Here is a 23,643-nt window from a genome sequence, read left to right as displayed (position 1 = left end):
TAGTTTGAACTATGTTATCAATATTTATTCTTCTTTTGCCTCTTCAGAGGTAGAAGCTTCAGCATCTTTTTTACCGTAAGCATCATTTAGTGCTTTGGTAATGGTTTCTGAAATATCGTTAGCATCACTACCGTACATCACGCTTCCCGCTTCATTTTTTCCTAAAATATAAGTGTAGCCGTTGTCTTTTCCATAGTCTTCAACAAAAGTCCTGACTTTAGATATTACAGAGTCAATCTCGGTATTGAATTCCTGCTGCATCAGTTGTTGCTCATACTGAAACTGTTGCTGTAACATTTGTTGTTTTTGCCCCAGCTCATTATAAATTTCCTCTTGCTTGGTCCTTGACATCTTTTGTGCATCAACACTTAGTTTTTGCGCTTCTGTTTGAAAAGCTTTTCCGACACTATCCATTCTCTTTTTAAAAACTTCGTCTTTTCCTTTAAACTTTTCTTCTATATCAATTTTCATTTGATAATCATTAATGACTTTACTGTTATCAATGAATGCGATTTTTTGTTGTTCTTGGCAAGACGCAAAAACGACCAAAGTAATTAAGGCAACAATTATTTTTTTCATGATTTTAATTCTATTTAAATTTTTGCAAATGTATAAAAGTTAGCTTGTGAATTACATAATTTTATTACCATTAATAAAACCTATGGTGACTTACCTCTTTTATTATTAAAAGTTATTGGTTTTGAGCTAAAATAAAGCGTTTTAAGCGCATTTTGGTTTTTTAGCCTGTAATCTGCTATTATAATGGACTAAAATTAAACAGTTGTCTTTTATTTAAGTATCCTGTTGTTTTAAGATATAAATATGAGATGAATACTCTTTTGAGCGTTTTGCTTTTTGATTTGATTGCATTCCTATCCAAAATGCTCTAAGTGGGTTCATCCATCCTGATTTATATTTTTCTGAAAGCAAACTCACGTAATAGGCGTCAAAAACCATTGGTAAGATTTTTACTACTTTAAGGTTTTGTGGTTGAAACATTTTTGAAATTGAGGTTTTTGAAAAGTGCCATAAATGTCTCGGCACATCATAAGCTGCCCAAAAGTTTTGATAGTGCTTAGCATCATAACTTTTAAAATTAGGAACCGCTATCACCAATCTGCCATTTGGTTTTAAAAGTCGCTTAAATAATTTAGCATGCATATCTAAATTTGGCAAATGTTCTAACACGTGCCAAAGCGTAATAACGTCAAAAGTGTTTTGTTCTAAATCAGCTAAGTGATCTATCTCAAAAACTGAATTATTAGTTTTAGAATTTGCAATTTGTCTTGCATTTTTGTTAGGTTCAATTCCTGTGATTTGCCAACTATCATTTTGTGCGGTTTCTAAAAAATCACCCGTTCCGCAGCCAATATCTAAAAGTGTTTTATCTTCTGACTTAAAAGCGTTAATGAGCTTAAGTTTTCGTTTTAGTGAAATACTTCTCACTATGTGATAAACTCGTTCAAATAAATTTCGTTTGGTATCGGTATGAGAAATATAGTTCTCGCTGTTATAATAATCTGAAAGATTCTCTGCCTTCGGCTGCGGGAATGTCTCCAACATATCCAACTCGTCATTATATAATAACTGAAAGGTTTCACCCGAGACCGAATGATCTTTTACTGTTAAATATGTTGGTTTATTATTCATTCTAAAGGGTTCTGAATCTAATTCAGAATGACAAATTATGGTATATAGTTTTGTTATGTTCCACGTGGAACATAATATATTATCGACCTAAATAAACCAGTAAAACCGAAACATCATTTGGCGACACACCACTAATTCTTGATGCTTGGGATATGGTTACAGGCTGTATTTCTGATAATTTTTGCCTTGCCTCCATGCTCATAGACTTAAGCTTTGAATAATCAAAATTAGACGGAATCTTTACGTTTTCAAGACGGTTTAGTTTATCGGCATTATTCTTTTCTTTCTCAATATAACCAGCATATTTAACCTGAATTTCGGTTTGTTCTATAACTTCGGAATCTAGATTATTTTCTTTAATGTAATTATCTACAGCCTTCACTTTGCGCATGTCCTCTATCACAATATTAGGTCTCGCATACAGCTTAAACATTTTGTCTTGCTGTTTAACTTTAGCTGAATCCTTAGATTCTAAAACAGGATTTATTTCTTCCGGCTTTACACTTGTATCTTTAAAAAACTGGACAAATGCATCAGATTTAGATTGTTTTTCTTCCATTCTGCGAAGACGCTTTTCAGATGCTAAACCAAGATCAAACCCTTTTGGAGTTAATCTAAAATCTGCATTGTCTTGACGCAATAAGGTTCTATACTCAGCTCGAGATGTAAACATCCTATATGGCTCTTCAGTTCCCTTTGTGATTAAATCGTCAATCAAAACTCCAATATAAGCTTCGTCTCGTTGCAGCGTAAAAGCATCTCTTTCCTGAACTTTAAGGCTTGCATTTATACCAGCCATTAAACCTTGAGATGCTGCCTCTTCATAACCTGTGGTTCCATTGATTTGACCTGCAAAAAACAAACCTTCAACCAATTTAGTTTCCAGTGTATGCTTTAATTGTGTTGGCGGGAAATAATCATATTCAATAGCATAACCAGGCCTAAAGAATTTAACATTCTCAAACCCTTTTACAGATCTTAACGCATTGAACTGAACATCTTCTGGTAGCGATGTTGAAAATCCATTGACATAAACTTCAACAGTGTTCCAACCCTCTGGCTCCACAAACAATTGATGACGATCTTTATCAGCAAATCGATTAATCTTATCTTCTATAGAAGGACAATATCTTGGTCCAACACTCTGTATTCTTCCATTAAACATTGGTGAACGATCAAAACCTTCTCGAAGTAAATCATGTACTTCGGGACTCGTATAAGTCATATGACAAGAACGCTGTTCTTGCAATGGTTTTGTAATATCTAAATAAGAAAACTTCTCAGGATTTTCATCTCCGGGTTGTTCTATCATTACAGAATAATCTAACGATCGTCCATCGACTCTAGGCGGTGTTCCTGTTTTCATTCTACCAGAATCAAAACCCATTTCAATCAACTCTTCCGTTATTCCAGTTGCAGCTCTTTCACCTGCTCGACCTCCGCCAAAATTTTTATCACCAATATGAATTAAGCCATTTAGAAAAGTTCCATTGGTTAATACAACGGTCTTAGCCTTCACTTCAATTCCTAATGATGTTTTTACCCCAACAACTTTATCCTTCTCTATAATGAGGCCAGAAACCATTTCTTGATAGAAATCAAGATTAGGTGTGTTTTCCAATAGCAATCTCCAATCTTCAGCAAAGCGCATTCTATCTGATTGCACTCTTGGACTCCACATAGCTGGTCCTTTAGATTTATTGAGCATCTTAAATTGAATCGCTGATGTATCTGAAACAATTCCGCTATAACCGCCAAGTGCATCAATCTCGCGTACAATTTGTCCTTTCGCAATTCCTCCCATCGCAGGATTACAAGACATCTGAGCGATGTTCTGAAGATTCATTGTTATTAACAAAGTCTTACTTCCCATATTGGCAGCCGCAGCCGCAGCCTCGCTACCTGCATGGCCAGCACCAACAACTATAACATCATAGACTTCGTTAAACATAACTTAATTCTTTTTGTTCCACGTGGAACATAATTGCAAACTTAAATTTTTAGGCGTGCAAAGATACGTTGAAATAGCGATATTTACGAACGTTTTGACAAGTAGTGGTCCTCTTTAGAGCGCATCTGATTTTTATCTTCTTCTGTTTTGTCTTTGTAACCACAATAATGAAGAATGCCATGAACCATTACTCTTGCTAATTCATCTTCAAATTTCACATTGAATGCCTCGGCATTTTCCCCTACTCTATCCACTGAAATATAAATATCGCCATGTAGTTCTTTTCCTACCGAGTAATCGAAACTTATAATGTCCGTCAACGTATCATGATTCAAAAATTCTACATTGATTTTATGTAAGTAGTGGTCCGAGCAAAAGATATAGTTAATCTCACCTTCCTTGCAATTCTCCTCCTTAATGGTCTTAGAAATCCAATCGGAAAATTGGTTTTCATTATCTAAATTAAAATCGGTTTCGTAGTTAAAACTAATCATCGCTCTTAAAATACTCTTGAATCTTTTTCTTAAAGTGATTCTGCAAAGGTAGTGCTTGACGATTTAATATTTCAGTGGTATTGAAGTATTGTTTAGCTGTTGAAATTTGATTTGGATTAGCATTGTCAAATTCCTTTTTATTAGTTTCAGATTCGCGCTTGGTGTCTTGTCCTTGCATGAAAGTAGCATTCTCTAACTTCAACAACTGATGTTGTAAGTCCATCATCTTTTGCAGCGTTTGATTGGTGAAGCCGTAATTCAACAAATCGAGCTCCACCTCTTCCATTTGCTTTATTAATTGTCCAGCGGATTCAATTTTTCCTTCCTTAGCCATACGATCTTCTAGAGCTTGTCTGAGTTGTTGCTGTTGTTGATATATTTTAAAGAGTTCTGCGTTCTGTTCCTCATTCCCACCTTCACCGTAGCCATCATTTTTCCCTTCATTACCGTCACTACCATTTCTTCCATCTTTTCCGTTCTTTCCACCTTTTCCTTCTTTTCCTTCACCATCTTGATTGCCTTCACCGTTCTGATTGCCGTTCTCTCCATTTTGACCTCCTTCACCGCCTTCACCTTGCTGTTCTCCAGACTTGCCATTTTCACCACTCTGACCGCTTTCTCCTTCTTGGCCTTTCTGTCCTTGTTCTCCTGGCTGTTTTCCTTCGCCTTCTTTTCCGTCTTTACCATCTTCACCTGGTTTTTCTCCTTCACCCTCTTTTCCTTCTTCACTCTTCTTAACCCCTTCTTCCATTTGCTTATTAAGCTCTTCTTGACTCATTATAATATCTGGAAGCTGTTGACCTCCACCACCACCAGAACCGGGTGATGGCATCATGGACATTTCCATGTTGTCCAAGACATCACTCAAGAAACTCGCTAGCTCATTACTGGCCGTAATTGCGTATTGCTGTGAGGAAACCCCTTGATATAATCTGTTCTCGGTCAGCTGACCCAGAGCTTTATCAATGTTAAAATATACCTCAGTTATTTGTGAGTTTACTTTCTCTGAAATCTTTGGCTGACGCAAAGACAAGGCGAACAAGCTGTCATCGATATGCTCAAAGTGTTCCCTTAGATTGCTCTGGGAAATAATGTATTTACCGTATTTGTTGTTGTTGATGTCAATGCTTTCGAAGGTATTCATCAACTCTTCCTGATCAAAAGAATAGAGTAACAAATTTTCTAGGATTTGACGAAGCGTGTCAATATCCTCAGACATTTGGTCGCCTCCACCTCCGCCACCACCGAGCTTCTGCATCATCTTTTCGCTCATTTCTTTCATCTTCTTGGCAGCCTTCTTCTGGTTCTCTTTTGCTTTTTGCTGCTGTTCTTGTGCTTCTTGTGGCTTTCCTTGTTCTTCGTTTTGTTCCTTTTGCTCTAACGCTTCTTTAGCTTCCTTTTGATCAAACTTTACACCATCTTCCAAGAACTCATCTACCTTAACATCCATTGGCTTTTGAAGTCGTCGATCTTCTTGTTTTAGGTCTTCTATATCCTCTTGCAGTTTTTCAAACTCTTTGTTTAATTCTTCCTGTTTGTCTTTTGTGTTTTCTTTGTCCTTGTTTGAAAGTTCTTCTTGCTTTTTGGCCAAATCCCCTAATTGATTCGCGATTTTCTCGGCCTTTTTCATCACGTAGAAACGTTTGGTCAACTCTAAGAGTTGTTTCATGCTTCGTTTCTTGTTCTTGTTCTGCTTAGCTAATTCTTCAAGTTTTTGGGTAAACTCTTCCTTGTTGATTTTGTCTTTTAACTCCTCAAGCTCCTCTAAAAGCTTTTCGTCTTTTTTGAGTTGCTCTTCATTTTCTTTTAGGCGCTCTTTTAAGTCTTCTTTAAACTGATCTTCCTTCTTCTCTTCTTGGAATTCTTCGAGATTATCCTGAAGTTTTTTGTTGAAGTTTTTCATCAGCTGCTCCTGCTGTTTCTGACGCTTTAAAAAATCCTCAAACTTCTTCTTGTCATTAAAGTTGAGTTGTTGCTTTTCTTTTTGGGTTTTAGAAAACTCTTCTAGTTTTTTATCTTGTTCTTGCAGCTTCTCAAAAGTCTTACTAATATCCTTTATGGTTTCGTTTTGTTCTTGCAGTTGCTTCTGCTCTTCTTCTTCTTTAGTTCGCTTTCTGTAACTAAACACACTACTTTTTGTGCGTTTGTAATTGTGTAATGCATCATTGTCAAATACTTCAAAATACAGTTGGTAACTTACACCTTCTTCTAAATTCAACTGGTTTGGAAAAGCACTTACAAACTCACTAAAATTGGATTTTGAAATAGCAATGGGTTCAACAGCCTTATTTGCTTCATCATTAACTGGGTAATACACTAAATTCAGCCTTGTTAAACCAAAATCGTCACTTGCCTGACCGTAGAAGTATAAACTTTGCTGATCTAAGGAATCCTTTTGCACTTTTATGCTCAGTTCTGGACTTAAATCCTTAACCACACTTATGCTGTATGCTAAATTTTCGTAATCTTTAAGGTTGTTGTTACTTGTTGAAATACTGTAATTATAGTTTCTATATAGACGTTTGGTGGCTTCAAACTTTCCTTCTTCGTTTTGCTTGAAGGGCAAAGTATCGTTAGCATAAATATTGACTTCGCTTGTGGATTTTGTCAATGCCTTCCAGGTTACTTTTGTGCCTTCAGGAATTACGGCAGATCCTGTGCTTTTTAAAATCTCATCTTGTTTTCTGGTGTAGGTTGGATAGTCTAAAACCATTTCAAAATTGACAAGATTTGGCGTGTTGACCACTTCTAGAGCATAGGTTTTAGAGCTGACGTCGTTAGCCGATAAACTAAACTCAATGTTGTTTTTTGGCAAATTAAAGGTGTATTGAAATTCCCCTGGTGCCAATTGCTGTAAATAATAGGACTGACCATTGAATTGAATCTGTGCATTCTCTGGTATAACATCACCTGCTGTAGATACTTTTAATTTAAAATCCTTGCCCTCAATAGCCTGAAGAGATTCATTTAACACAAAAAATTGAAACGGTGCCGGTGGCTCATAGGCTGTTTTGTAATTAACAACACGCTCGTAGCTATCACTAAACCAATTGATTTTTCCTGTTAAGAATGATAAAAGTAAAATGGCAATCGGAATTGCCGCATACTTTAAGTATTTGGTGTTAGATTTAAAATTAATCGCAGATTTAAACGGAATAGGCTGCAATTCTTGCGACTTCTGCTCAATGCTAGCAATCAAAAGATCCGATTGTGTTGGGCTTTGGTTTAATTGAAGTACGTTGAGTAATTTGTCGTTGACCTCAGGGAAATGACTTCCAATCAATTTTGAAGCCGTTTCGTAGTTAATGCCCAATCTTAAATTAAATAGGTGTGCTAGCGGAATAGCGATGAATTTTATAAACAAACCAATCTCTACAGCAATGAATGTCCAGAACAAAACAGTTCGTGCTGTCGGGTTAAGCCATAGCACATACTCTACAAAAAGTGTCACAATAAGATACAGCAAACCAATAGCGAAAAACAGTATTGAGCCTTTGAGCAATTCATTAGTGTAATACTTTCTAATGAATTCTTGTAGTTTGTTTTTTATGGTTTCGAAATTGCTCATTAATTCTAAAAATCGTTGCTTCCGACTTTGTCGGAATTTCAAGAAACGATGTTAATTGCCATCCATTTTAAAACTTACAAAATTTCGAAGTCTCAAAACACTTTTAAAGTTCGCTTTTTGACTTTGGAATTTGGGTTTTAACTATTCGTATTTCCTTATTAACTGACTAATCTACGATTTTATTTTAATTGTCAATTCCTTTAATTTGGTAAGATTCTGTTAATTTAGGGGCTTTAACTGTTAAATACGGACCCAAAGCATGAAAGATCTTAAATATTTAGCTGCATTTTCGATTCCAGTAATGGCATTTATTGGATTGTACCTTAAGGGCTATTGGGCTTGGGCTACACCAATTTTTGGTTTTGTTTGTATTCCTGTTTTGGAATTGATTTTTCCTGTGGACACCAAAAACCTCCAACCCGAAGACGCGGATAGCAAACTAAAACACAAGCTCTTTGATTGGTTGCTATATTTAAATCTTCCTGTCGTATATGGGCTCGTTCTATATGCTTTGGTTTTGGTTTCTAATCAACCTTTAGAAACTTATGAATTTGTGGGTTTCGTCATTTCCATTGGTATTGTTCTAGGTGTTAATGGTATCAATGTTGGTCATGAACTTGGTCACCGACAAACTACTAACGAACGCTTTATTGGTAAAGCGCTACTTCTGCCCTCGTTCTACATGCATTTTTATATTGAGCATAATTTTGGACATCATCTCCACGCTGCAACACCTGAAGATCCTGCAACGGCTAGATACAATCAATCTGTTTATTCGTTTTGGTTAACCTCATCTATTAGACAATACTTTAAGGCGTGGAACATTCAAAAGAAGTTGTTGAAGAACAACAACCGATCTTTTTTCTCTATTAAAAACGATATGCTTTGGTTCACTCTATTTCAGATTGGGTATTTAATGGTCATTGCACTCACTTTTGGAACTACAGCTTTAATATTTGCAGTGCTAGCGGGAATTGTTGGTTTTATTCTACTTGAAACCGTGAATTACATTGAACATTACGGTCTACTACGCTTAAAAACCAAATCTGGTCGTTATGAACGTGTTAAAGAAATACATTCATGGAATTCCAATCACGTGATTGGGCGGATCGTATTGTACGAACTCACTAGACATAGCGATCATCATTATAAATCTTCAAAAAAGTATCAAGTTTTAGATTGCCATGAGGAGAGTCCGCAAATGCCTTTTGGTTATCCTACCTCTATGGTTTTGGCTATGGTACCTCCACTTTGGTTTAAAATTATGAATAAGCGTGTGCCGAGAAGTATGATTCTGGAATAGTTTTCAGTAGCTGTTTTAAGAAACTTTGAACTTGAAACTTTGAACTTTGAATTTCAAAAATCTATCTTTGCAGCCATTCTGCTAAGCACTAGCTTTTGAAGACACTTCGACTGCGCTCAGTGTGACAACAGACTTAATTTTTGAAATTATATTATGTCTAAAAATGTACGTGTGCGATTTGCACCAAGCCCAACAGGCCCTTTACATATTGGTGGTGTAAGAACCGCTTTATTCAATTATTTATTTGCCAAAAAGCATGGTGGTGATTTTGTGCTTAGAATCGAGGATACAGATCAAAACCGTTATGTTGAAGGTGCTGAAGGTTATATTGTAGAGGCTTTAAATTGGTGCGGCATTCCGTTTGACGAAGGCCCTGGAAAGAACGAAAAATTTGGACCATACAGACAAAGTGAGCGTAAGCATCTATATAAGCAATATGCGGATCAATTGGTTGCTGAAGATAAAGCATACTATGCTTTTGACACGGCTGAACAACTTGATGCACATAGAAAACAACACGAAGCCGAAGGAAAAACCTTTATCTATAATTGGCACAATCGTGAAAAAGGGCGTTTGGTCAACTCTTTGGTTCTATCGGAAGAAGCAACTCAAGCCAAATTAGATACAGGTGAAGACTATGTTGTCCGTTTTAAATCACCACAAGATGAAACTCTACACTTAAAGGATATTATTCGTGGTGATATCTCTATTGACACCAATACACTTGATGATAAGGTTTTGTTTAAAAGTGATGGCATGCCAACCTATCACTTAGCGAATATTGTCGACGACCATTTAATGGAAATCACACATGTTATTCGTGGAGAGGAATGGTTGCCTTCTTTAGCATTACACCAATTATTATATGATGCATTTGGATGGGAAGCTCCTGAATTTGCGCATCTACCATTGATATTAAAACCCACAGGAAAGGGAAAATTAAGTAAGCGTGATGGAGATAAATTGGGGTTCCCTGTATTTCCTTTAGAATGGAAAGACCCAAAAACCGAAGATGTTTCTAAAGGCTACAAAGAAGAGGGCTACTTCCCTGAAGCTGTGGTTAATTTCTTAGCGTTTTTAGGTTGGAACCCAGGAACAGAACAAGAAATCTTTAGCCTGGAAGAACTCGTACAAAGTTTCGATTTAGAGCGCGTTAATAAAGCTGGTGCGCGTTTCGATCCTGATAAAACCAAATGGTTTAACCATCACTATATGCAACAGCAATTAGATTTGGATTTGGCAAAAGCATTTCAAGCAAAAAATATTCTTTTAGAGGGTGTTGATGTTAATTATATTGCCTTAGTTGTTGGTCTTATTAAAGAACGTGCAACATTTGTTAAGGACTTCTGGGAATTGAGTCATTTCTTCTTTGTGGCTCCAGCTAATTATGATGAAAAGGCGTCAAAAAAGGCACTAAAAGAAGATACACCTCAATTGATGCAAAAGGTTATAGAAATTGTGACGGCAACTGGAGATTTTACGGTTGAACACCTTCAAACTAAACTCAAAGGTTGGATTACCGACAACAACATAGGTTTTGGTAAAGTAATGATGCCATTGCGATTAGCGTTAGTTGGTGCTTTACAGGGTCCCGATGTTTTTGAGATTATGTTTATGATTGGTAAGGCTGAAACAGTTAAGCGTGTAGAAGCTTTGATTAAGACCATGTAATTGCTGGATGAGATCCTTAAGCGGCACTTCGACTGCGCTCAGTGTGACGGTTGGTATGGCAACTTAAAGTTGCTAAAACGTAATTAAAGCAGTAAAAACCAAAAGCGATTGGTTTCCTTTAAAACGGTCTGAGTTGTTTAGGTTAAAGTCGTTATCATTCAACTTTCCTAAAATATTAGTGAAGCCATAGACATATTGCGCGCGTAATCTAAAGCTACCAAAGCCGGCAGATAATCCTACAGCTCCATTAACGTTAAACTTTGAGATATCGGATATGTCTTCAGTAAATAGATTGTCGTAACCTGTAACCAAAAAGCCTTCTTTAGAATCGTCTTTAAGTTCTAGCTCGCTATTGTACTGTAGCATTGGGCCCAAATCTAGAGTCACATTACTGCTGATAAGTTTTACATGCCACAAAAACGATAATTGTGCCGTTAACATTTTATATTCAATATACTCTTCTCTTGCCGTAGCGGGAGTTTCACCTAGTATATCAATATTGTTTTCTGATAGTTGAATGTTGTAGCTTACATTATACCATTTGTGCGGAATGTTAACAGAAGCCGTTAAACCTCCCAAAAAACCAGTATTGGATTTGGTTTTAAAATTATCGGTAATGATATCAAATTGTGTGATTCCTCCCTGTATACCTATACCATTTTTTATGGCATAACGCTTATGTTGTCCGTAGCTCATTGTAACAAAAGTTATGCAAATAGCTACTAATAAGAGGTGTTTTGTTTTTTTCATACCGATTTAAGGCTTATTAAAGCAAACCTAAGTAAAATAATTTAATATTACTTACATTTAGTTTCTCGTATTCACTAACCTTAAAAAACTTGTTATGGGTCAATTTATTTTAGTTCCGATTATATTTTTTGGATTACTTATCCTTATTTCTTCATTCTTTATCGTAAAACAGCAGACTGCTGCTATTGTGGAACGCTTTGGTCGTTTTCAATACATAGCGCAATCGGGTTTGAGGATAAAAATCCCTCTTGTTGATCGTGTTGCTGGACGTTTGAGTCTTAAAATTCAGCAATTAGATGTTATCATTGAAACTAAAACCTTGGATGACGTATTTGTGCGTTTAAAGGTTTCTGTACAGTACAAAGTAATTAAAGATAAAGTTTATGATGCTTTTTATAAACTTGACTATCCGCATGATCAGATCACGTCATATGTGTTCGATGTGGTGCGTGCCGAAGTTCCAAAAATGAAACTGGATGACGTTTTTGTTAAAAAGGATGATATTGCCTTAGCGGTTAAAGCAGAACTTAATGATGCTATGTTGGATTACGGTTTTGATATCATTAAAACTTTGGTAACAGATATTGATCCTGATGCGCAGGTTAAACAAGCCATGAACCGTATCAATGCTTCTGAACGCGAAAAAATTGCTGCGCAGTTTGAAGGTGATGCTGCTCGTATTCTTATCGTTGAAAAAGCAAAGGCGGAAGCAGAAAGCAAGCGTTTGCAAGGACAGGGTATCGCTGACCAAAGACGTGAAATTGCACGTGGATTAGAAGAGTCTGTTGAAGTTTTAAACAGGGTTGGTATTAACTCGCAGGAAGCATCTGCTTTGATTGTTGTGACACAACATTATGATACGCTACAGTCTTTAGGTGAAGAAACCAATAGCAATTTAATCCTATTGCCAAATGCTCCTCAGGCTGGAAGCAATATGCTCAACGATATGGTGGCGAGTTTTGCAGCTAGTAACCAGATTGGTGAGGCTATGAAAAAAGCTAGAAAAGAGAGTGACGAAAAATAAGCGTCAAAAAATAAAAACCTCGGAAAATTTTCCGAGGTTTTTATTTTCATGTGGTTAAATTCACTATCGCCATCCACAGACAATTGCTCCCATTACAGCTAAAGTAAGCGTCCAGTAGCCCACATTAATAAAAATGTGTTTCCATGATTTACGTTCAAACAAACCATTGGTTCCCATTATAGGAAGTACAAAGAAGATCCCGAGCAAAGCTCCATGAAATGCTCCGTGTTTAAACGTTCTAAATTCATCTTTATAATCAGACATGAAAGCCTCATATGAAGGTAGTTCTCCCAGTTCTCCCTGAACCAAGCTAAATGCACCCATTTGGTGATTCGTTACAGTTGGTAAAAAGAAGGCCAACAAAATTGCCAATAAAAATGACACACCGAAAATGACTCCCATGTTTCCGCTTTTCATTTTCTCTTCAGTCATTCCAGACTCTCTCATCCAGGCTTTACCAAAAATTGCCGGATTATACCACAGAAACCCTAACACCATAGGTACAACCGCAGCAACTAAAATTGCTAAAAAATTAAATTCCATTTGTTTTGATTTTATTAGTTAGTATGTTTTAAATGTACAAAAAAACCCAAGAATATAAGTCCTTGGGTTTTTTATTGGTGTGGTTTAATGTTGTTTTAATGCTCTTTCTTATATTTTGAAACCAATTCCTTCAATTGGCTTAAATAATTCTCTAAATCCTCTTTATTTAATGTTGCGCTAGCGTTAGAGCCTTCCGGCAAAGTACTTCTCGTTTCGTTGAGATATTTCATGAGTTCTGGATAGTTATCCTCTATCTCTCGTGTAACGGTTGCTATTTCTGTTAGTATTTGTTGTGTTTCTTTCATAATGTTCCAAGTTTATACTAAGATAAAAATTTATAATGAAAACAACTATGAAGACTTTGTTAAACCTCTGATGCTTCCTTTACCAAAAGTTCATTTTTATCTTCTAGAGCTTTTTCTATAAATTCATTTATGGCGTCGTTGCGCTCTAATCCTTTATTCAAAAGTACCTTTAGCGTTATCATAGTGGCAATGCGTGTCCCAGCCTTTTTTACCGCGGTACCAAACCAAGGTTCCAGTTCTTCGTAAGAAACTTTTTTAGCCAGTTCTTGTATTTCCGCTTTTGTACGTATTTGCTTTTCCTCAGGTAAATTTGTGTATTTTTTACCTAATTGTTGAATAATACTAATCGCTGGACGTTGCGGTTGTTGTTTTTTTGGTTGTTGCTTTTGTTCCGGTTTTGGTTTTTGCTTTGCCCAACTATCACGAAGTCCAACTGTTTTATTAAATACCAATTTATCTTTGGTAGAATCTTCATCCACCACAAAATAGCCTAAGCGCTGAAACTGAAACCGTTCTCCCGCTTCAACACCAGACAAACTGGGTTCTAGGTAGCCTGTTTTCACATCTAATGAGTTCGGGTTCAAAAATTCCATAAAATCCTTATCCTTGTCGCTGTCTGGTGCTTCATGCATAAACAAACGATCATATTCTCTTATTTCAGCTTTTATGGCATGTTTTATAGAAACCCAGTGCAAAGTGCCTTTGACTTTCTTTGAGGTGTCTGTATCATAGGTGCAGTGAATTTCTATGATGCCTCCATTTTCATCTTTAATCACATCATTTGCTTTAATAATATAGGCATTCTTCAAGCGTACTTCACCACCAAGCTTTAATCTAAAAAACTTGTTTCCAGCCTCTTCCTTAAAGTCTTCTTTTTCAATATAGATTTCTCGCGAAAATGGCACTTTTCTATAACCGGCAGATTCATCTTCTTGGTTGTTTTCTGCCTCAAGCCATTCTTCCTTATCCTCAGGGTAATTGGTAATGACTACTTTCACGGGATCTAAAACCGCCATCACACGATTTGCTGTTTTGTTTAAATCTTCACGAATACAGAATTCAAGTAATGATACATCAATGACATTTTCACGCTTGGCAACACCTACTTTTTTTATGAACTCACGTATTGAACTTGGTGTATAACCTCGTCGTCTTAAGCCAGAAATAGTTGGCATACGTGGATCGTCCCACCCAGACACAATACCCTCCTCAACTAAGCGTAACAATTTACGCTTGCTCATTATGGTGTAGCTGAGATTTAATCTTGCAAACTCGCGTTGTTTAGGCGGAAGTGGTAATTGGTCCTTAGCATATTCGTAAACATGATCCCTAAACCAGTTATAAAGCTTTCGGTGAGGTTTAAATTCCAGAGAGCAAAGTGAATGTGAAACTTGTTCTATGTAATCGCTTTCACCGTGCGTCCAATCGTACATTGGGTAAATGCACCAGTCATCACCTGTTCTATGGTGTTTGGTGTGTAAAATGCGATACATTATTGGGTCTCGCATCAACATATTTGGGTCCTCCATATCTATTTTAGCGCGCAGTACATGTGTACCCGCTTTGAATTCCCCAGCTTTCATGCGCTGAAATAAATCAAGGTTCTCCTCTACACTTCTGTCTCTGTATGGACTGTTAGTTCCCGGTTGTGTTGGCGTCCCTTTTTGTTCTGCCATAGCTTCAGAAGACTGGCTGTCTACGTATGCTTTTCCATCTTTAATAAGCTGAACAGCCCAATTGTAAAGCTTATCGAAATAGTCTGAAGAATACAGTTCATTTGCCCATTCATAGCCTAACCAAGCAATGTCTTTTTTTATGGCATCTACATACTCCTGCTCTTCTTTTGCTGGATTGGTATCATCAAACCTTAGGTTTACGGGAGCATTATATTTTTTGCCTAAACCAAAACTAATACCAATAGCTTTTGTGTGGCCAATATGCAAATAGCCATTTGGTTCAGGAGGAAAACGGAAACGAAGTTTCTCTTTTGGCAAACCGTTGGATAGGTCTTCTTCTATAATATGCTCAATAAAATTGAGTGATTTTGTTTCTTCTGACATTGTTTAGGTATTGGGTAAAAGTTCCAACTTTGCCAAGGCTTTGTTGGACGTGGCAAAATTAAGCAAAATGTAACATTATTGCACTATAGGATACTTATAGAATAGATATAACATAAACCAAAAAAACATGAACTACAAATGTCCTAAATGTGATAACACCACTTACGAAATTGGTGAAATGAGAGCTACAGGAGGTACATTGTCTAAAATCTTTGACGTACAAAACAAAAAGTTTACTTCAGTAACTTGTAAAAAATGTACCTATACTGAGTTTTTTAAAGCTAAAACTGGTGCTTTGAGCAATATCTTTGATTTCTTTACAAATTAACTCAACGTCCAGTAACAATTAAGGGATTCTCTATATTTGCAGCATGGGAGTTATAAAAGTTGAAAATATCCGTGTTTTTGCATATCATGGCTGTTTGAGAGAAGAAACCGCTATTGGTAGTGATTACCGTGTTGATTTAGAGGTTAAAGCAGATTTGAAGCCTTCTTCTAAATCTGATAAGTTGAGTGATACCGTTGATTATGTCTTTTTAAATAAAGTTGTAAGGGATGAAATGGCTAAACCGTCTAAACTGCTAGAAACCGTTGCACAACGGATTATTGATAAAATTTTTAGTGAGGATAAATTGGTTACCAAGATTAAAGTTGCGGTTAGTAAGATTAATCCTCCTATTGGTGGTGATGTGGAAATGGTGACTATAAAACTTTCTGAAAAGCGAAAAAAGTAAGCCTGTATAGGGTAAAACGTTTATAATTTATATATTTGCCCTCTCAAAAGGGTGTCGTGGCCGAGTGGCTAGGCAGTGGTCTGCAACACCATCTACAGCGGTTCGAATCCGCTCGACACCTCAAGAAAGAGATACCGAAAAGTATCTCTTTTTTTATTTTAAAATTTTAGAAAAATTTAATTAAAGTAACACACCAGCTACAGCGGTTCTCTATACACTTAGGAGGCTCGATAGCTCTTCAAACCTTCAATATATATAAAAAGCTTTTTGTTTTAAAAATTTTAAGAAAATTTAGATTAAGACATGCGCGGTTCAAATCCAAGAAAGACATCTTGAAACGTTTTACTCAACTGAGATTTTTTAAATTTTTTATAAAAAATTAATTAAAGACCCAACATCATCTACAGCGGTTCTCCATACACTTAGGGACGCTCGATACTCTTCAAACCTTCAAAATATATTGAAAGCGTTTTGTTTTAAAATTTTAAGAAAATCATGATTATGTCATTGCGGTTCGCGTCCAAGAAGGATACCTTGAAACGTCTAGCATAACTGAGTTTTTTGTGAATTTTTTACGAAAATTAATAAAAGACAGACGCCGTCTATAGTAATTATCCGAGTCTTTATGGACACTTGACAGCACGGAGAAACTTCAACAAGAATCGAAGAGTTTTTAGCTATAATAGTTATGACGAAGCCTATTGAAAGTCATACAATACAGATAAAGATTTTTAGATACCTTAAGAAGCCAAAATTTCACAAAGAGTTTTCTTTTAATAACTATTGGTCTGACTCCAGGTGTTCTATTAATTGGACTATGGTTAGTGGCTCTTTTGTATCGACATCATGTGTTTTTCTATAGGTTTTAATGTCTTTTTTTCGGTCTTTATAAAGCTTCTTAAGTTGGCTCAATGATTTAAACTTTGTTACAACATCATCTTTATAGAACCAATATTCCTTAATCGGTTTAACCTTATACATTTCTGGTAATTCCAGGCCGTATAGATTTCCTCGGTTTTCTATTGAAGACACTGTTCTACCTGAGGTGGTTTGCGATGTTCCACCATATCCACCACTAGCAGCTGTTGAAGATTCTAAATTACATTTATGTTCCAAATACAACTCAACCTCAGACTTCATAAGCAATTCTAAAAAGACACCATCTTTTCTTATAAATTTTCTATTTGATACATAAACCGTATCTATCCTCCCAATATCAGTTTGTGTCATTGCTAATATCTCATCGTCTTTTTTAAAAGCAAAGTTTTCTGAAAGCGCATTATAATTTAAAACTTCAGTCAGCTTACTTCCGTCCTTCATCAAAATTATACCTTCGGTAAACTCTGGTAAAATATAATGCGGTGATTTACTGGAACTGTCTTGTGCATATCCAAAGCTCATAAAAAGCGTAATACAAAATAAAGTAATTACTGATTTCATTATAAATCGTATTTGTTGGTTGTGGTAATTTATACCTCAAGAATTATACCTATCTCTATCCTACTCGTTTTTTATTGGGTTTACTCTATCAATCTGTTCCTTCCCTTTTTCATATAAATCTGGGAACAATCCCTGTGATAAAAGTAGAATTCCAAACCCTAAAATAACCAAAGCCACAATTTTTTTTGTCTTAAAAATAAGTCTAGGTGTAAGTTTGCTTCTTAAGCGTTTTGCCATAGCTATTTTAAAAAGATCGCATAAAAAATACGATATCAACATGGTAGTAATAAAGATTGCGACACCGTTTGAAGATTCTGTTATTGACGTACCGATAACGATGAAGCCTAACCAGCCCAAAAGCACTCCGATGTTAATAAAGTTGAGCAAAAACCCTTTAACAAACAGCTTTCCGTAGTCGTTTTTTGGTAATTCTATGCGATGGTGCTCCCTTACTATGGAACGAAAAGATTTTGACGTTTTTATAAAACTTATGACTCCATAAATTACTAGAAGAACACCTCCAAACACCAATAAATTAGGGTCGTCTTTAATTTTGTCTAGTAGCGTATCTGTGCTTTTAAAAATAACAAGTATAAAGACTATATCTGCTAGAATAACACCAAGATCAAAAACCACAGCTCTTGTAAATCCTTTTGTAGCACTTGTTTCTAAGAGCACAAAGAATACTGGACCTATGGTAAAGGCTAAAATAATCCCAAAGGGAATGGCTGTTAAGATATCATCTAACATGTAAACTTGCGGTTTACACAAAAGTAACAAAAAGTAATAGGAATTTACATACGCTTTACTTTGCCACCAAGAACTGTCTTTTCGTCTATGAGTTTTGGATTACCGTATATAAAAACATTTCCGCCAGCTTTTATCCTTACATCCACATACTCAGATGCATTGATATAAGCTTCACCACCAGCATTGATGCTTACTTCCGTTTGCTCCGTTTTTAATTCTTTTGCATTAAAAACTCCGCCTGTATAAATAGATATATCTTGATTTTTAGAGCTTCCTGTTGTATTGATTACAGCACCAGTTACAGCTCTAATATTTGCATAAGTTGTTTTTATATCTGCTGTGATTTCCGCTCCTTCTTGTGCTTTTAGGTCAATCTCATATTGTTCTAAGGTTTCATCTACGTTAACTTTTGCTCCTTCATTTGCATCGATAACATCTACAGAAGTGTAATAAAGAATAACGACTGTGTCATTTCCGTCATAACTCTCTTCTAGCTTCATTCTTATTTTTAGCTTACCGTTATTGTTCAAAACCTGAACATCTTTACGGTTTTTACCATAAATAACAACTTTGTTCTCATCAGATTTTTTCATCTTTAGATTAATTAGGTCGTAAACTTTTACGGTATTAAATTCACCAACTGTCTTCTCAATAGTATCTTGAGCAGTAATAGAACAGCTAAATAAAAGAGCAAGGGTAAGAATGATATTTTTCATTTGATTTTAATAATTTATGTTGCCACTTTTACTGCGGTTCCTGTCACGGAAACCATTGCATAGTTACTTGTAGTTAATTCAATTTCTACTTTAATACCAACGATGGCATTGGCATTTAATTGTTTTGCATTTTCCTGAAGACTCTGAAATGCTTTTTCTTTGGTTTTATCTACACTATCTTGAATTGTCTTATAGTATTTAGAGACACTAAAGCCCATTGCCAATTTCTCTTCATTCATAGCAACACCAGTGACAATGCCTAAATAATCCATTATTTTAAAACCTTCTATGGAATTTGTTGTGGTTAGAATCATACGATAAATTTATTTATATGTCTATGTCAAATATAAATCGTTGCACCACAACATACAAGATACTGAAACAAGTTCAGCATGATAAATTTAGGTTTTATTCAGGTTTTCCTACCAAATAAAAATCCAAATGTTTTTTTACCAAGTCGGTATTTTTAACCTTTACGATGATTTCGTCACCTAATTGATATATATTCTGAGTTTTACGACCAACCATAGCATATTGATCCTGATCAAAAGAATAATGATCATCTTTCATGTCTCTAACACTTACCATTCCTTCGCATTTGTTGGAGATAATTTCAACATAAATTCCCCAATCCGTAACACCAGATATCACTCCTAAAAACTCTTCGTCTTGGTGATCTTGCATAAAGCGTATCTGCATGTACTTAATTGAATCGCGCTCTGCTTTAGTGGCTAAATATTCCATGTTACTGGAGTGTTTACACTTTTCTTCGTAAATCTCTTCGTTGGCTGATTTACCACCATCTAAATAATGCTGTAACAAGCGATGTGCCATTACATCTGGGTAACGACGAATAGGTGAAGTAAAGTGACTGTAATAATCAAACGCTAGTCCGTAATGCCCTATGTTTTGCGTCGTATATTCTGCTTTAGACATGGTACGGATGGTTAAGGTATCAACCAAATTTTGCTCTTTCTTACCTACAACATCTGTTAATAATTTGTTTAATGATGAGGCAATACTATTACGATCCTTAAACGTGAGTTTGTGCCCAAAACGACTTACTACGGTTTGTAGTTGTGCTAATTTAGCTTCATCTGGCTCGTCATGTACTCTATATACAAAGGTTTTCTTTGGGTTCTGCTTACCTATAAATTCTGCTACTTTTTTATTAGCCAATAGCATAAATTCTTCAATCAGTTTGTTGGCATCTTTACTGGTTTTAAAGAATACTCCCGTTGGGTTGGCTTCTTCGTCTAAATTGAATTTCACTTCAACCTTATCAAAGGAAATCGCTCCTGATCGCATTCGTTGCGAACGCATTTTTTTTGCCAATCTATCTAAAACCAAAACAGCTTCGGCAATCTCAGGTTTAGTGTTGTATTGTTTTCCTGTTAATGATACTTCTTGAGGGATCGTTGTATTTAATTGAGACGCTTCAACTGCTCCCAGCGTGACTTTAGGATTATTTTCTATGATAGCCTGCGCTTCTTCGTAAGCAAAACGTGCATCGGAATAGGTAACTGTTCTACCAAACCATTGATCTTTAATCTCACATTTATTGTTCATTTTAAAGACCGCAGAGAAGGTGTATTTTTCTTCATGCGGACGTAATGAACAGGCTCCGTTCGATAAAATTTCCGGTAACATTGGTACTACACGATCTACTAAATAAATAGAGGTAGCTCGCTCGTAAGCTTCATCATCTAAAACCGTTCCTGGTTCTAGATAGTGTGAAACGTCTGCAATATGTATTCCTATTTCATATAAGCCATTTTCTAAAACTTTAAATGATAAGGCATCATCAAAGTCTTTGGCGTCCTTAGGATCTATTGTAAAGGTTATATCCTTACGCATATCGCGTCGCTTGGCAATTTCTTCAGCTGTAATATTTAAGTCTATGGAATTAGCATAGTTTTCTACCTCATGAGGAAACTCGTGAGGCAAACCATACTCTGCTAAAATGGAATGAATTTCCGTACTGTGCTCACCTGGTTTCCCAAGAACTTCCAATACTTTACCATTGGGTGAATCTGCTTTTTCTGGCCACTCCTCTATGGATACCAAAACTTTGTCTCCATCCTCAGCTTTCTTGGTTTTATTGATAGGTACAAAAATATCTGTGTACATTTTAGCACTATCTGCTACTACGAAAGCAAAATTCTTTTTTTCGTGAATTTGAATAGTACCTACATATTCACTTCTAGCGCGCTTAATAATATTGGTGATTTCTCCTTCTTGTTTTCCTCTTCGTTTTCTTCTGTAGGCGTAAAATTCTACTTCGTCACCATCCAAAGCTCTATTGATATTATTGGATGCTATAAATACATCCTCCTCAAAATCATCACTGATGATGTAGCCATTGCCTTTTGAAGAAAGGTCTAGAATACCAGTATGATATTCTGTGTTTACAATGGCTTTGTATTTACCTCTATCGACTTGTTCTATTTCTTGTTTAGAAGTAAGTTTAGCTAAGGTTTTTATGATTTGGTTTCGGCTACTAGCATCGTTAACACCAAGTATAGATGCAATTTGCTTGTAATTAAAAGTTTTGTTTTTATCTTTTTTTAAAATACCTAAGATGGTATTTGTAAGGTTAGGAATCTTGTTCTTTTTAGATTTCCTTTTTTTCTGTCTTGTCATTTAATTTGTAATCATATTCGTTTCCTAAAAGTGTTAGGAATTCTTCATTTAAAACTCAATATAGGTGGAAGTGAAGATATTAAGTTTTGTGCAAAGCTACACTATTAAATTTTAATAGTGTTTAGTAAAGGTTAAATTAATAAAAAAATCACTTATCAACATATATATACATATCATCATTTTTCTTTTAAAATTTAAAAAATAAAATGATGGTTATTATAGTCTGTTAATAGCTAGTATAACTTTTTTAAGTTTTATTTTGATTTGTTGTAGTTTACAATTTATTACGGTTTAGTTAACACTAAATTTACATGTAAAAGCTTCATTTATAAGCTAAACAAAAAAGCTATCAACAACTGTTAATAATCTATGTTAATAGAATTAACTGATATGTTTTGAGTAAAAATTTGTTCATTTGAACAAAAAGGCTGTTTATAAATTCACTCCAAAAAAAGGATTAAAAAATTAGGTTATATAAATGCTATTTTGGTTTAAAAAATTAAATGAATAATCCTAATTTTTGTTTTCAAGACTTGTGAACAGTTATTAACAAGTAATGAGTATTACTATTAACCAGTTTTTATTATTTGTAACTTTGTTGAAAGATAAGATTAGTAATCCAGAGCTAAGAAATTAATCTCCATAATTATGGGATTGCCGCACTTCGCTCGCAATGACATAAAAATATGAACATCTCAATAGGAAACGACCATGCAGGTCCAGAATACAAGCTAGAAATTTTAAAATACTTACAAACTAAAGAACATGTCGTTACCAACTATGGTACCGATTCTACGGATAGTGTAGATTACCCTGATTTTGTGCATCCTGTAGCTAAGGATGTTAACGATAAAAAAGTGGATTTTGGAATTTTAATTTGTGGTAGTGCTAATGGTGTAGCTATGACGGCAAATAAATATCAAAACGTAAGAGCTGGTGTGTGTTGGACAAAAGAAATCACAGAATTAACTAGACAACATAATAATGCTAATATTATATGTATTCCAGCACGTTTTACATCTGTTCCACAAGCTATTAAAATGGTAGATACTTTTTTAAATACTGAGTTTGAAGGTGGTCGTCACCAAAAACGTGTGGATAAGATTCCGTTATCCTGTTAAATGGGTCACTCGCACGCTCATAAACATTCCCATAACCACGATCTAAATGGTCGTAATCTGTTTATTTCCATACTTCTCAATATTGTTATTACAGTCGCTCAGGTTGTAGGTGGTTTAATTTCAGGTAGTTTGGCCTTGCTTAGTGATGCGCTCCATAATTTAAGTGATGTTGTCTCTTTGATTATAAGTTTAATTGCGAATAAGTTAGTTAGACAAAAAGCCTCACTAAAACGTACTTTTGGATATAAACGTGCGGAAATCCTAGCGGCTTTCATTAATGCGGCTACACTTATTATTATAGCTATACTTTTAATATTTGAAGCTGTTGAGCGTTTTAAAAATCCACAGCAAATAGAATCTAACCTTGTGATTTGGCTTTCTGTTATCGCTATTTTAGGTAATGGATTTAGCGTCTTATTGCTAAAAAAGAATGCAGGTGATAACATGAATATGAAAAGCGCCTACCTTCATCTTTTAACCGATATGATGGCAAGCGTTGCAGTTTTAGTGGGTGGATTGTTAATGAAGTTTTATCAGATTTGGTGGATAGACAGTGTGTTAACCTTTGCTATATCCATTTATCTTATTGTGATGGGATGGAACTTATTAAAAGACTCATTTAGAGTCCTAATGTTATTTACGCCAGAGTCTACTTCTGTTGATTCTATCGTTAAAGATATTCAAACCATAGATACAATTAAAAATGTTCATCATGTTCATATCTGGCAATTGAATGAAGAAGAAATTCATCTCGAGGCTCATATAGATTTTAATAAGAATATTACCTTATCTGAATTTGACACCATTTTAGATGAAATTGAAGAACTGGTCTATCACAAGTACGAAATTAATCATATTAATATTCAACCAGAATTTGGAAAATGTGATACCAAGGATGTAATTGTACAAGACTAATTAAT

At 35.4% G+C, this 23,643-nt stretch carries 21 protein-coding genes and 1 tRNA gene; 8 read left to right on the top strand and 14 right to left on the bottom strand.

Annotated features, from left to right (window positions below):
- Nucleotides 1-24: 24 nt before the first annotated feature.
- The 5 genes from F1003_RS09645 to F1003_RS09625 all read right to left on the bottom strand — a co-directional run bounded on the left by F1003_RS09645 (nt 25) and on the right by F1003_RS09625 (nt 7,663).
- Complete coding sequence (locus F1003_RS09645; protein WP_155089199.1) at nt 25-579, bottom strand: OmpH/Skp family outer membrane protein; 555 nt, start codon at nt 577-579, stop codon at nt 25-27.
- A gap of 213 nt (nt 580-792) precedes the next feature.
- Nucleotides 793-1,650, bottom strand: coding sequence for a class I SAM-dependent methyltransferase (locus F1003_RS09640; protein ID WP_155089198.1), 858 nt, complete (start codon nt 1,648-1,650; stop codon nt 793-795).
- Between the two features lie 79 nt (nt 1,651-1,729).
- Nucleotides 1,730-3,601: a tRNA uridine-5-carboxymethylaminomethyl(34) synthesis enzyme MnmG gene (gene mnmG, locus F1003_RS09635; RefSeq protein WP_155089197.1), complete on the bottom strand. Its 1,872-nt coding sequence runs from the start codon at nt 3,599-3,601 to the stop codon at nt 1,730-1,732.
- Nucleotides 3,602-3,684: 83 nt separating this feature from the next.
- Nucleotides 3,685-4,095, bottom strand: coding sequence for an rRNA maturation RNase YbeY (gene ybeY, locus F1003_RS09630; RefSeq protein ID WP_155089196.1), 411 nt, complete (start codon nt 4,093-4,095; stop codon nt 3,685-3,687).
- Nucleotides 4,088-7,663, bottom strand: a complete 3,576-nt coding sequence (locus tag F1003_RS09625; protein ID WP_155089195.1) for a succinate dehydrogenase/fumarate reductase transmembrane subunit — start codon at nt 7,661-7,663, stop codon at nt 4,088-4,090. The genes ybeY and F1003_RS09625 overlap by 8 nt, the downstream gene beginning before the upstream one ends.
- Before the next feature lie 259 nt (nt 7,664-7,922).
- Between F1003_RS09625 and F1003_RS09620 the strand changes: the two genes are divergently transcribed.
- The gene (locus F1003_RS09620) at nt 7,923-8,966 is read left to right on the top strand and encodes an alkane 1-monooxygenase (RefSeq protein ID WP_155089194.1); all 1,044 of its coding nucleotides are present in this window, start codon (nt 7,923-7,925) and stop codon (nt 8,964-8,966) included.
- 153 nt (nt 8,967-9,119) lie between these two features.
- Nucleotides 9,120-10,637 (top strand): glutamate--tRNA ligase, encoded by a 1,518-nt coding sequence (gene gltX / locus F1003_RS09615; protein ID WP_155089193.1) that lies wholly within the window; start codon nt 9,120-9,122, stop codon nt 10,635-10,637.
- A 72-nt stretch (nt 10,638-10,709) separates the two neighbouring features.
- Here the strand turns inward: gltX and F1003_RS09610 are convergent, their stop codons facing one another.
- Nucleotides 10,710-11,387 (bottom strand): outer membrane beta-barrel protein, encoded by a 678-nt coding sequence (locus F1003_RS09610; protein WP_155089192.1) that lies wholly within the window; start codon nt 11,385-11,387, stop codon nt 10,710-10,712.
- A 94-nt stretch (nt 11,388-11,481) separates the two neighbouring features.
- On the opposite strand from F1003_RS09610, the gene F1003_RS09605 reads away from it, so the two are divergent.
- Complete coding sequence (locus tag F1003_RS09605) at nt 11,482-12,411, top strand: SPFH domain-containing protein (RefSeq protein ID WP_155089191.1); 930 nt, start codon at nt 11,482-11,484, stop codon at nt 12,409-12,411.
- Nucleotides 12,412-12,474: 63 nt separating this feature from the next.
- On the opposite strand, the gene F1003_RS09600 is transcribed toward F1003_RS09605, so the two are convergent.
- The 3 genes from F1003_RS09600 to F1003_RS09590 all read right to left on the bottom strand — a co-directional run bounded on the left by F1003_RS09600 (nt 12,475) and on the right by F1003_RS09590 (nt 15,319).
- Nucleotides 12,475-12,954: a DUF1761 domain-containing protein gene (locus F1003_RS09600; protein WP_155089190.1), complete on the bottom strand. Its 480-nt coding sequence runs from the start codon at nt 12,952-12,954 to the stop codon at nt 12,475-12,477.
- A 95-nt stretch (nt 12,955-13,049) separates the two neighbouring features.
- The gene (locus F1003_RS09595) at nt 13,050-13,259 is read right to left on the bottom strand and encodes a hypothetical protein (protein ID WP_155089189.1); all 210 of its coding nucleotides are present in this window, start codon (nt 13,257-13,259) and stop codon (nt 13,050-13,052) included.
- A gap of 59 nt (nt 13,260-13,318) precedes the next feature.
- Entirely contained in the window at nt 13,319-15,319 is a 2,001-nt protein-coding gene (locus F1003_RS09590) for a glutamine--tRNA ligase/YqeY domain fusion protein (RefSeq protein ID WP_155089188.1), read from the bottom strand.
- Nucleotides 15,320-15,446: 127 nt separating this feature from the next.
- Here F1003_RS09590 and F1003_RS09585 point away from each other — a divergent pair, with 127 nt between their 5' ends.
- The 3 genes from F1003_RS09585 (at nt 15,447) to F1003_RS09575 (ending at nt 16,174) form a co-directional block, all read left to right on the top strand.
- Nucleotides 15,447-15,647 carry a zinc ribbon domain-containing protein gene (locus F1003_RS09585; protein WP_155089187.1) on the top strand — a complete coding sequence of 67 codons (201 nt, stop codon included), beginning with the start codon at nt 15,447-15,449 and terminating at the stop codon, nt 15,645-15,647.
- A gap of 43 nt (nt 15,648-15,690) precedes the next feature.
- The gene (gene folB / locus F1003_RS09580) at nt 15,691-16,053 is read left to right on the top strand and encodes a dihydroneopterin aldolase (RefSeq protein WP_155089186.1); all 363 of its coding nucleotides are present in this window, start codon (nt 15,691-15,693) and stop codon (nt 16,051-16,053) included.
- Between the two features lie 50 nt (nt 16,054-16,103).
- Nucleotides 16,104-16,174: transfer RNA gene (locus F1003_RS09575), tRNA-Cys, on the top strand.
- Nucleotides 16,175-16,833: 659 nt separating this feature from the next.
- Here F1003_RS09575 and F1003_RS09570 read toward each other — a convergent pair.
- The 5 genes from F1003_RS09570 to rnr all read right to left on the bottom strand — a co-directional run bounded on the left by F1003_RS09570 (nt 16,834) and on the right by rnr (nt 21,602).
- The gene (locus F1003_RS09570; RefSeq protein WP_155089185.1) at nt 16,834-17,493 is read right to left on the bottom strand and encodes a hypothetical protein; all 660 of its coding nucleotides are present in this window, start codon (nt 17,491-17,493) and stop codon (nt 16,834-16,836) included.
- A gap of 60 nt (nt 17,494-17,553) precedes the next feature.
- Complete coding sequence (locus tag F1003_RS09565; protein ID WP_155089184.1) at nt 17,554-18,243, bottom strand: LysE family translocator; 690 nt, start codon at nt 18,241-18,243, stop codon at nt 17,554-17,556.
- Between the two features lie 44 nt (nt 18,244-18,287).
- Nucleotides 18,288-18,959, bottom strand: a complete 672-nt coding sequence (locus F1003_RS09560) for a head GIN domain-containing protein (protein ID WP_155089183.1) — start codon at nt 18,957-18,959, stop codon at nt 18,288-18,290.
- A gap of 14 nt (nt 18,960-18,973) precedes the next feature.
- Nucleotides 18,974-19,273 (bottom strand): YbjQ family protein, encoded by a 300-nt coding sequence (locus F1003_RS09555; protein ID WP_155089182.1) that lies wholly within the window; start codon nt 19,271-19,273, stop codon nt 18,974-18,976.
- A gap of 94 nt (nt 19,274-19,367) precedes the next feature.
- Nucleotides 19,368-21,602, bottom strand: coding sequence for a ribonuclease R (gene rnr, locus F1003_RS09550; protein ID WP_155089181.1), 2,235 nt, complete (start codon nt 21,600-21,602; stop codon nt 19,368-19,370).
- Nucleotides 21,603-22,288: 686 nt separating this feature from the next.
- Between rnr and rpiB the strand changes: the two genes are divergently transcribed.
- Together rpiB and F1003_RS09540 are read left to right on the top strand one after the other, a co-directional pair.
- A complete protein-coding gene (gene rpiB, locus F1003_RS09545) occupies nt 22,289-22,723 on the top strand; it encodes a ribose 5-phosphate isomerase B (RefSeq protein ID WP_155089180.1) in 435 nt (144 codons plus the stop codon).
- On the top strand, nt 22,724-23,638 hold the full coding sequence (locus F1003_RS09540) for a cation diffusion facilitator family transporter (protein WP_155089179.1): 915 nt from the start codon (nt 22,724-22,726) through the stop codon (nt 23,636-23,638). It begins immediately after the preceding gene.
- The last annotated feature ends 5 nt before the right edge of the window (nt 23,639-23,643 follow it).

It is taken from the genome of Winogradskyella ouciana (genome assembly GCF_009709615.1).
Lineage (GTDB): Bacteria > Bacteroidota > Bacteroidia > Flavobacteriales > Flavobacteriaceae > Winogradskyella > Winogradskyella ouciana.
Note: the sequence above shows the minus strand (reverse complement) of the source record. Positions and strands in the feature narration are given on the sequence as shown.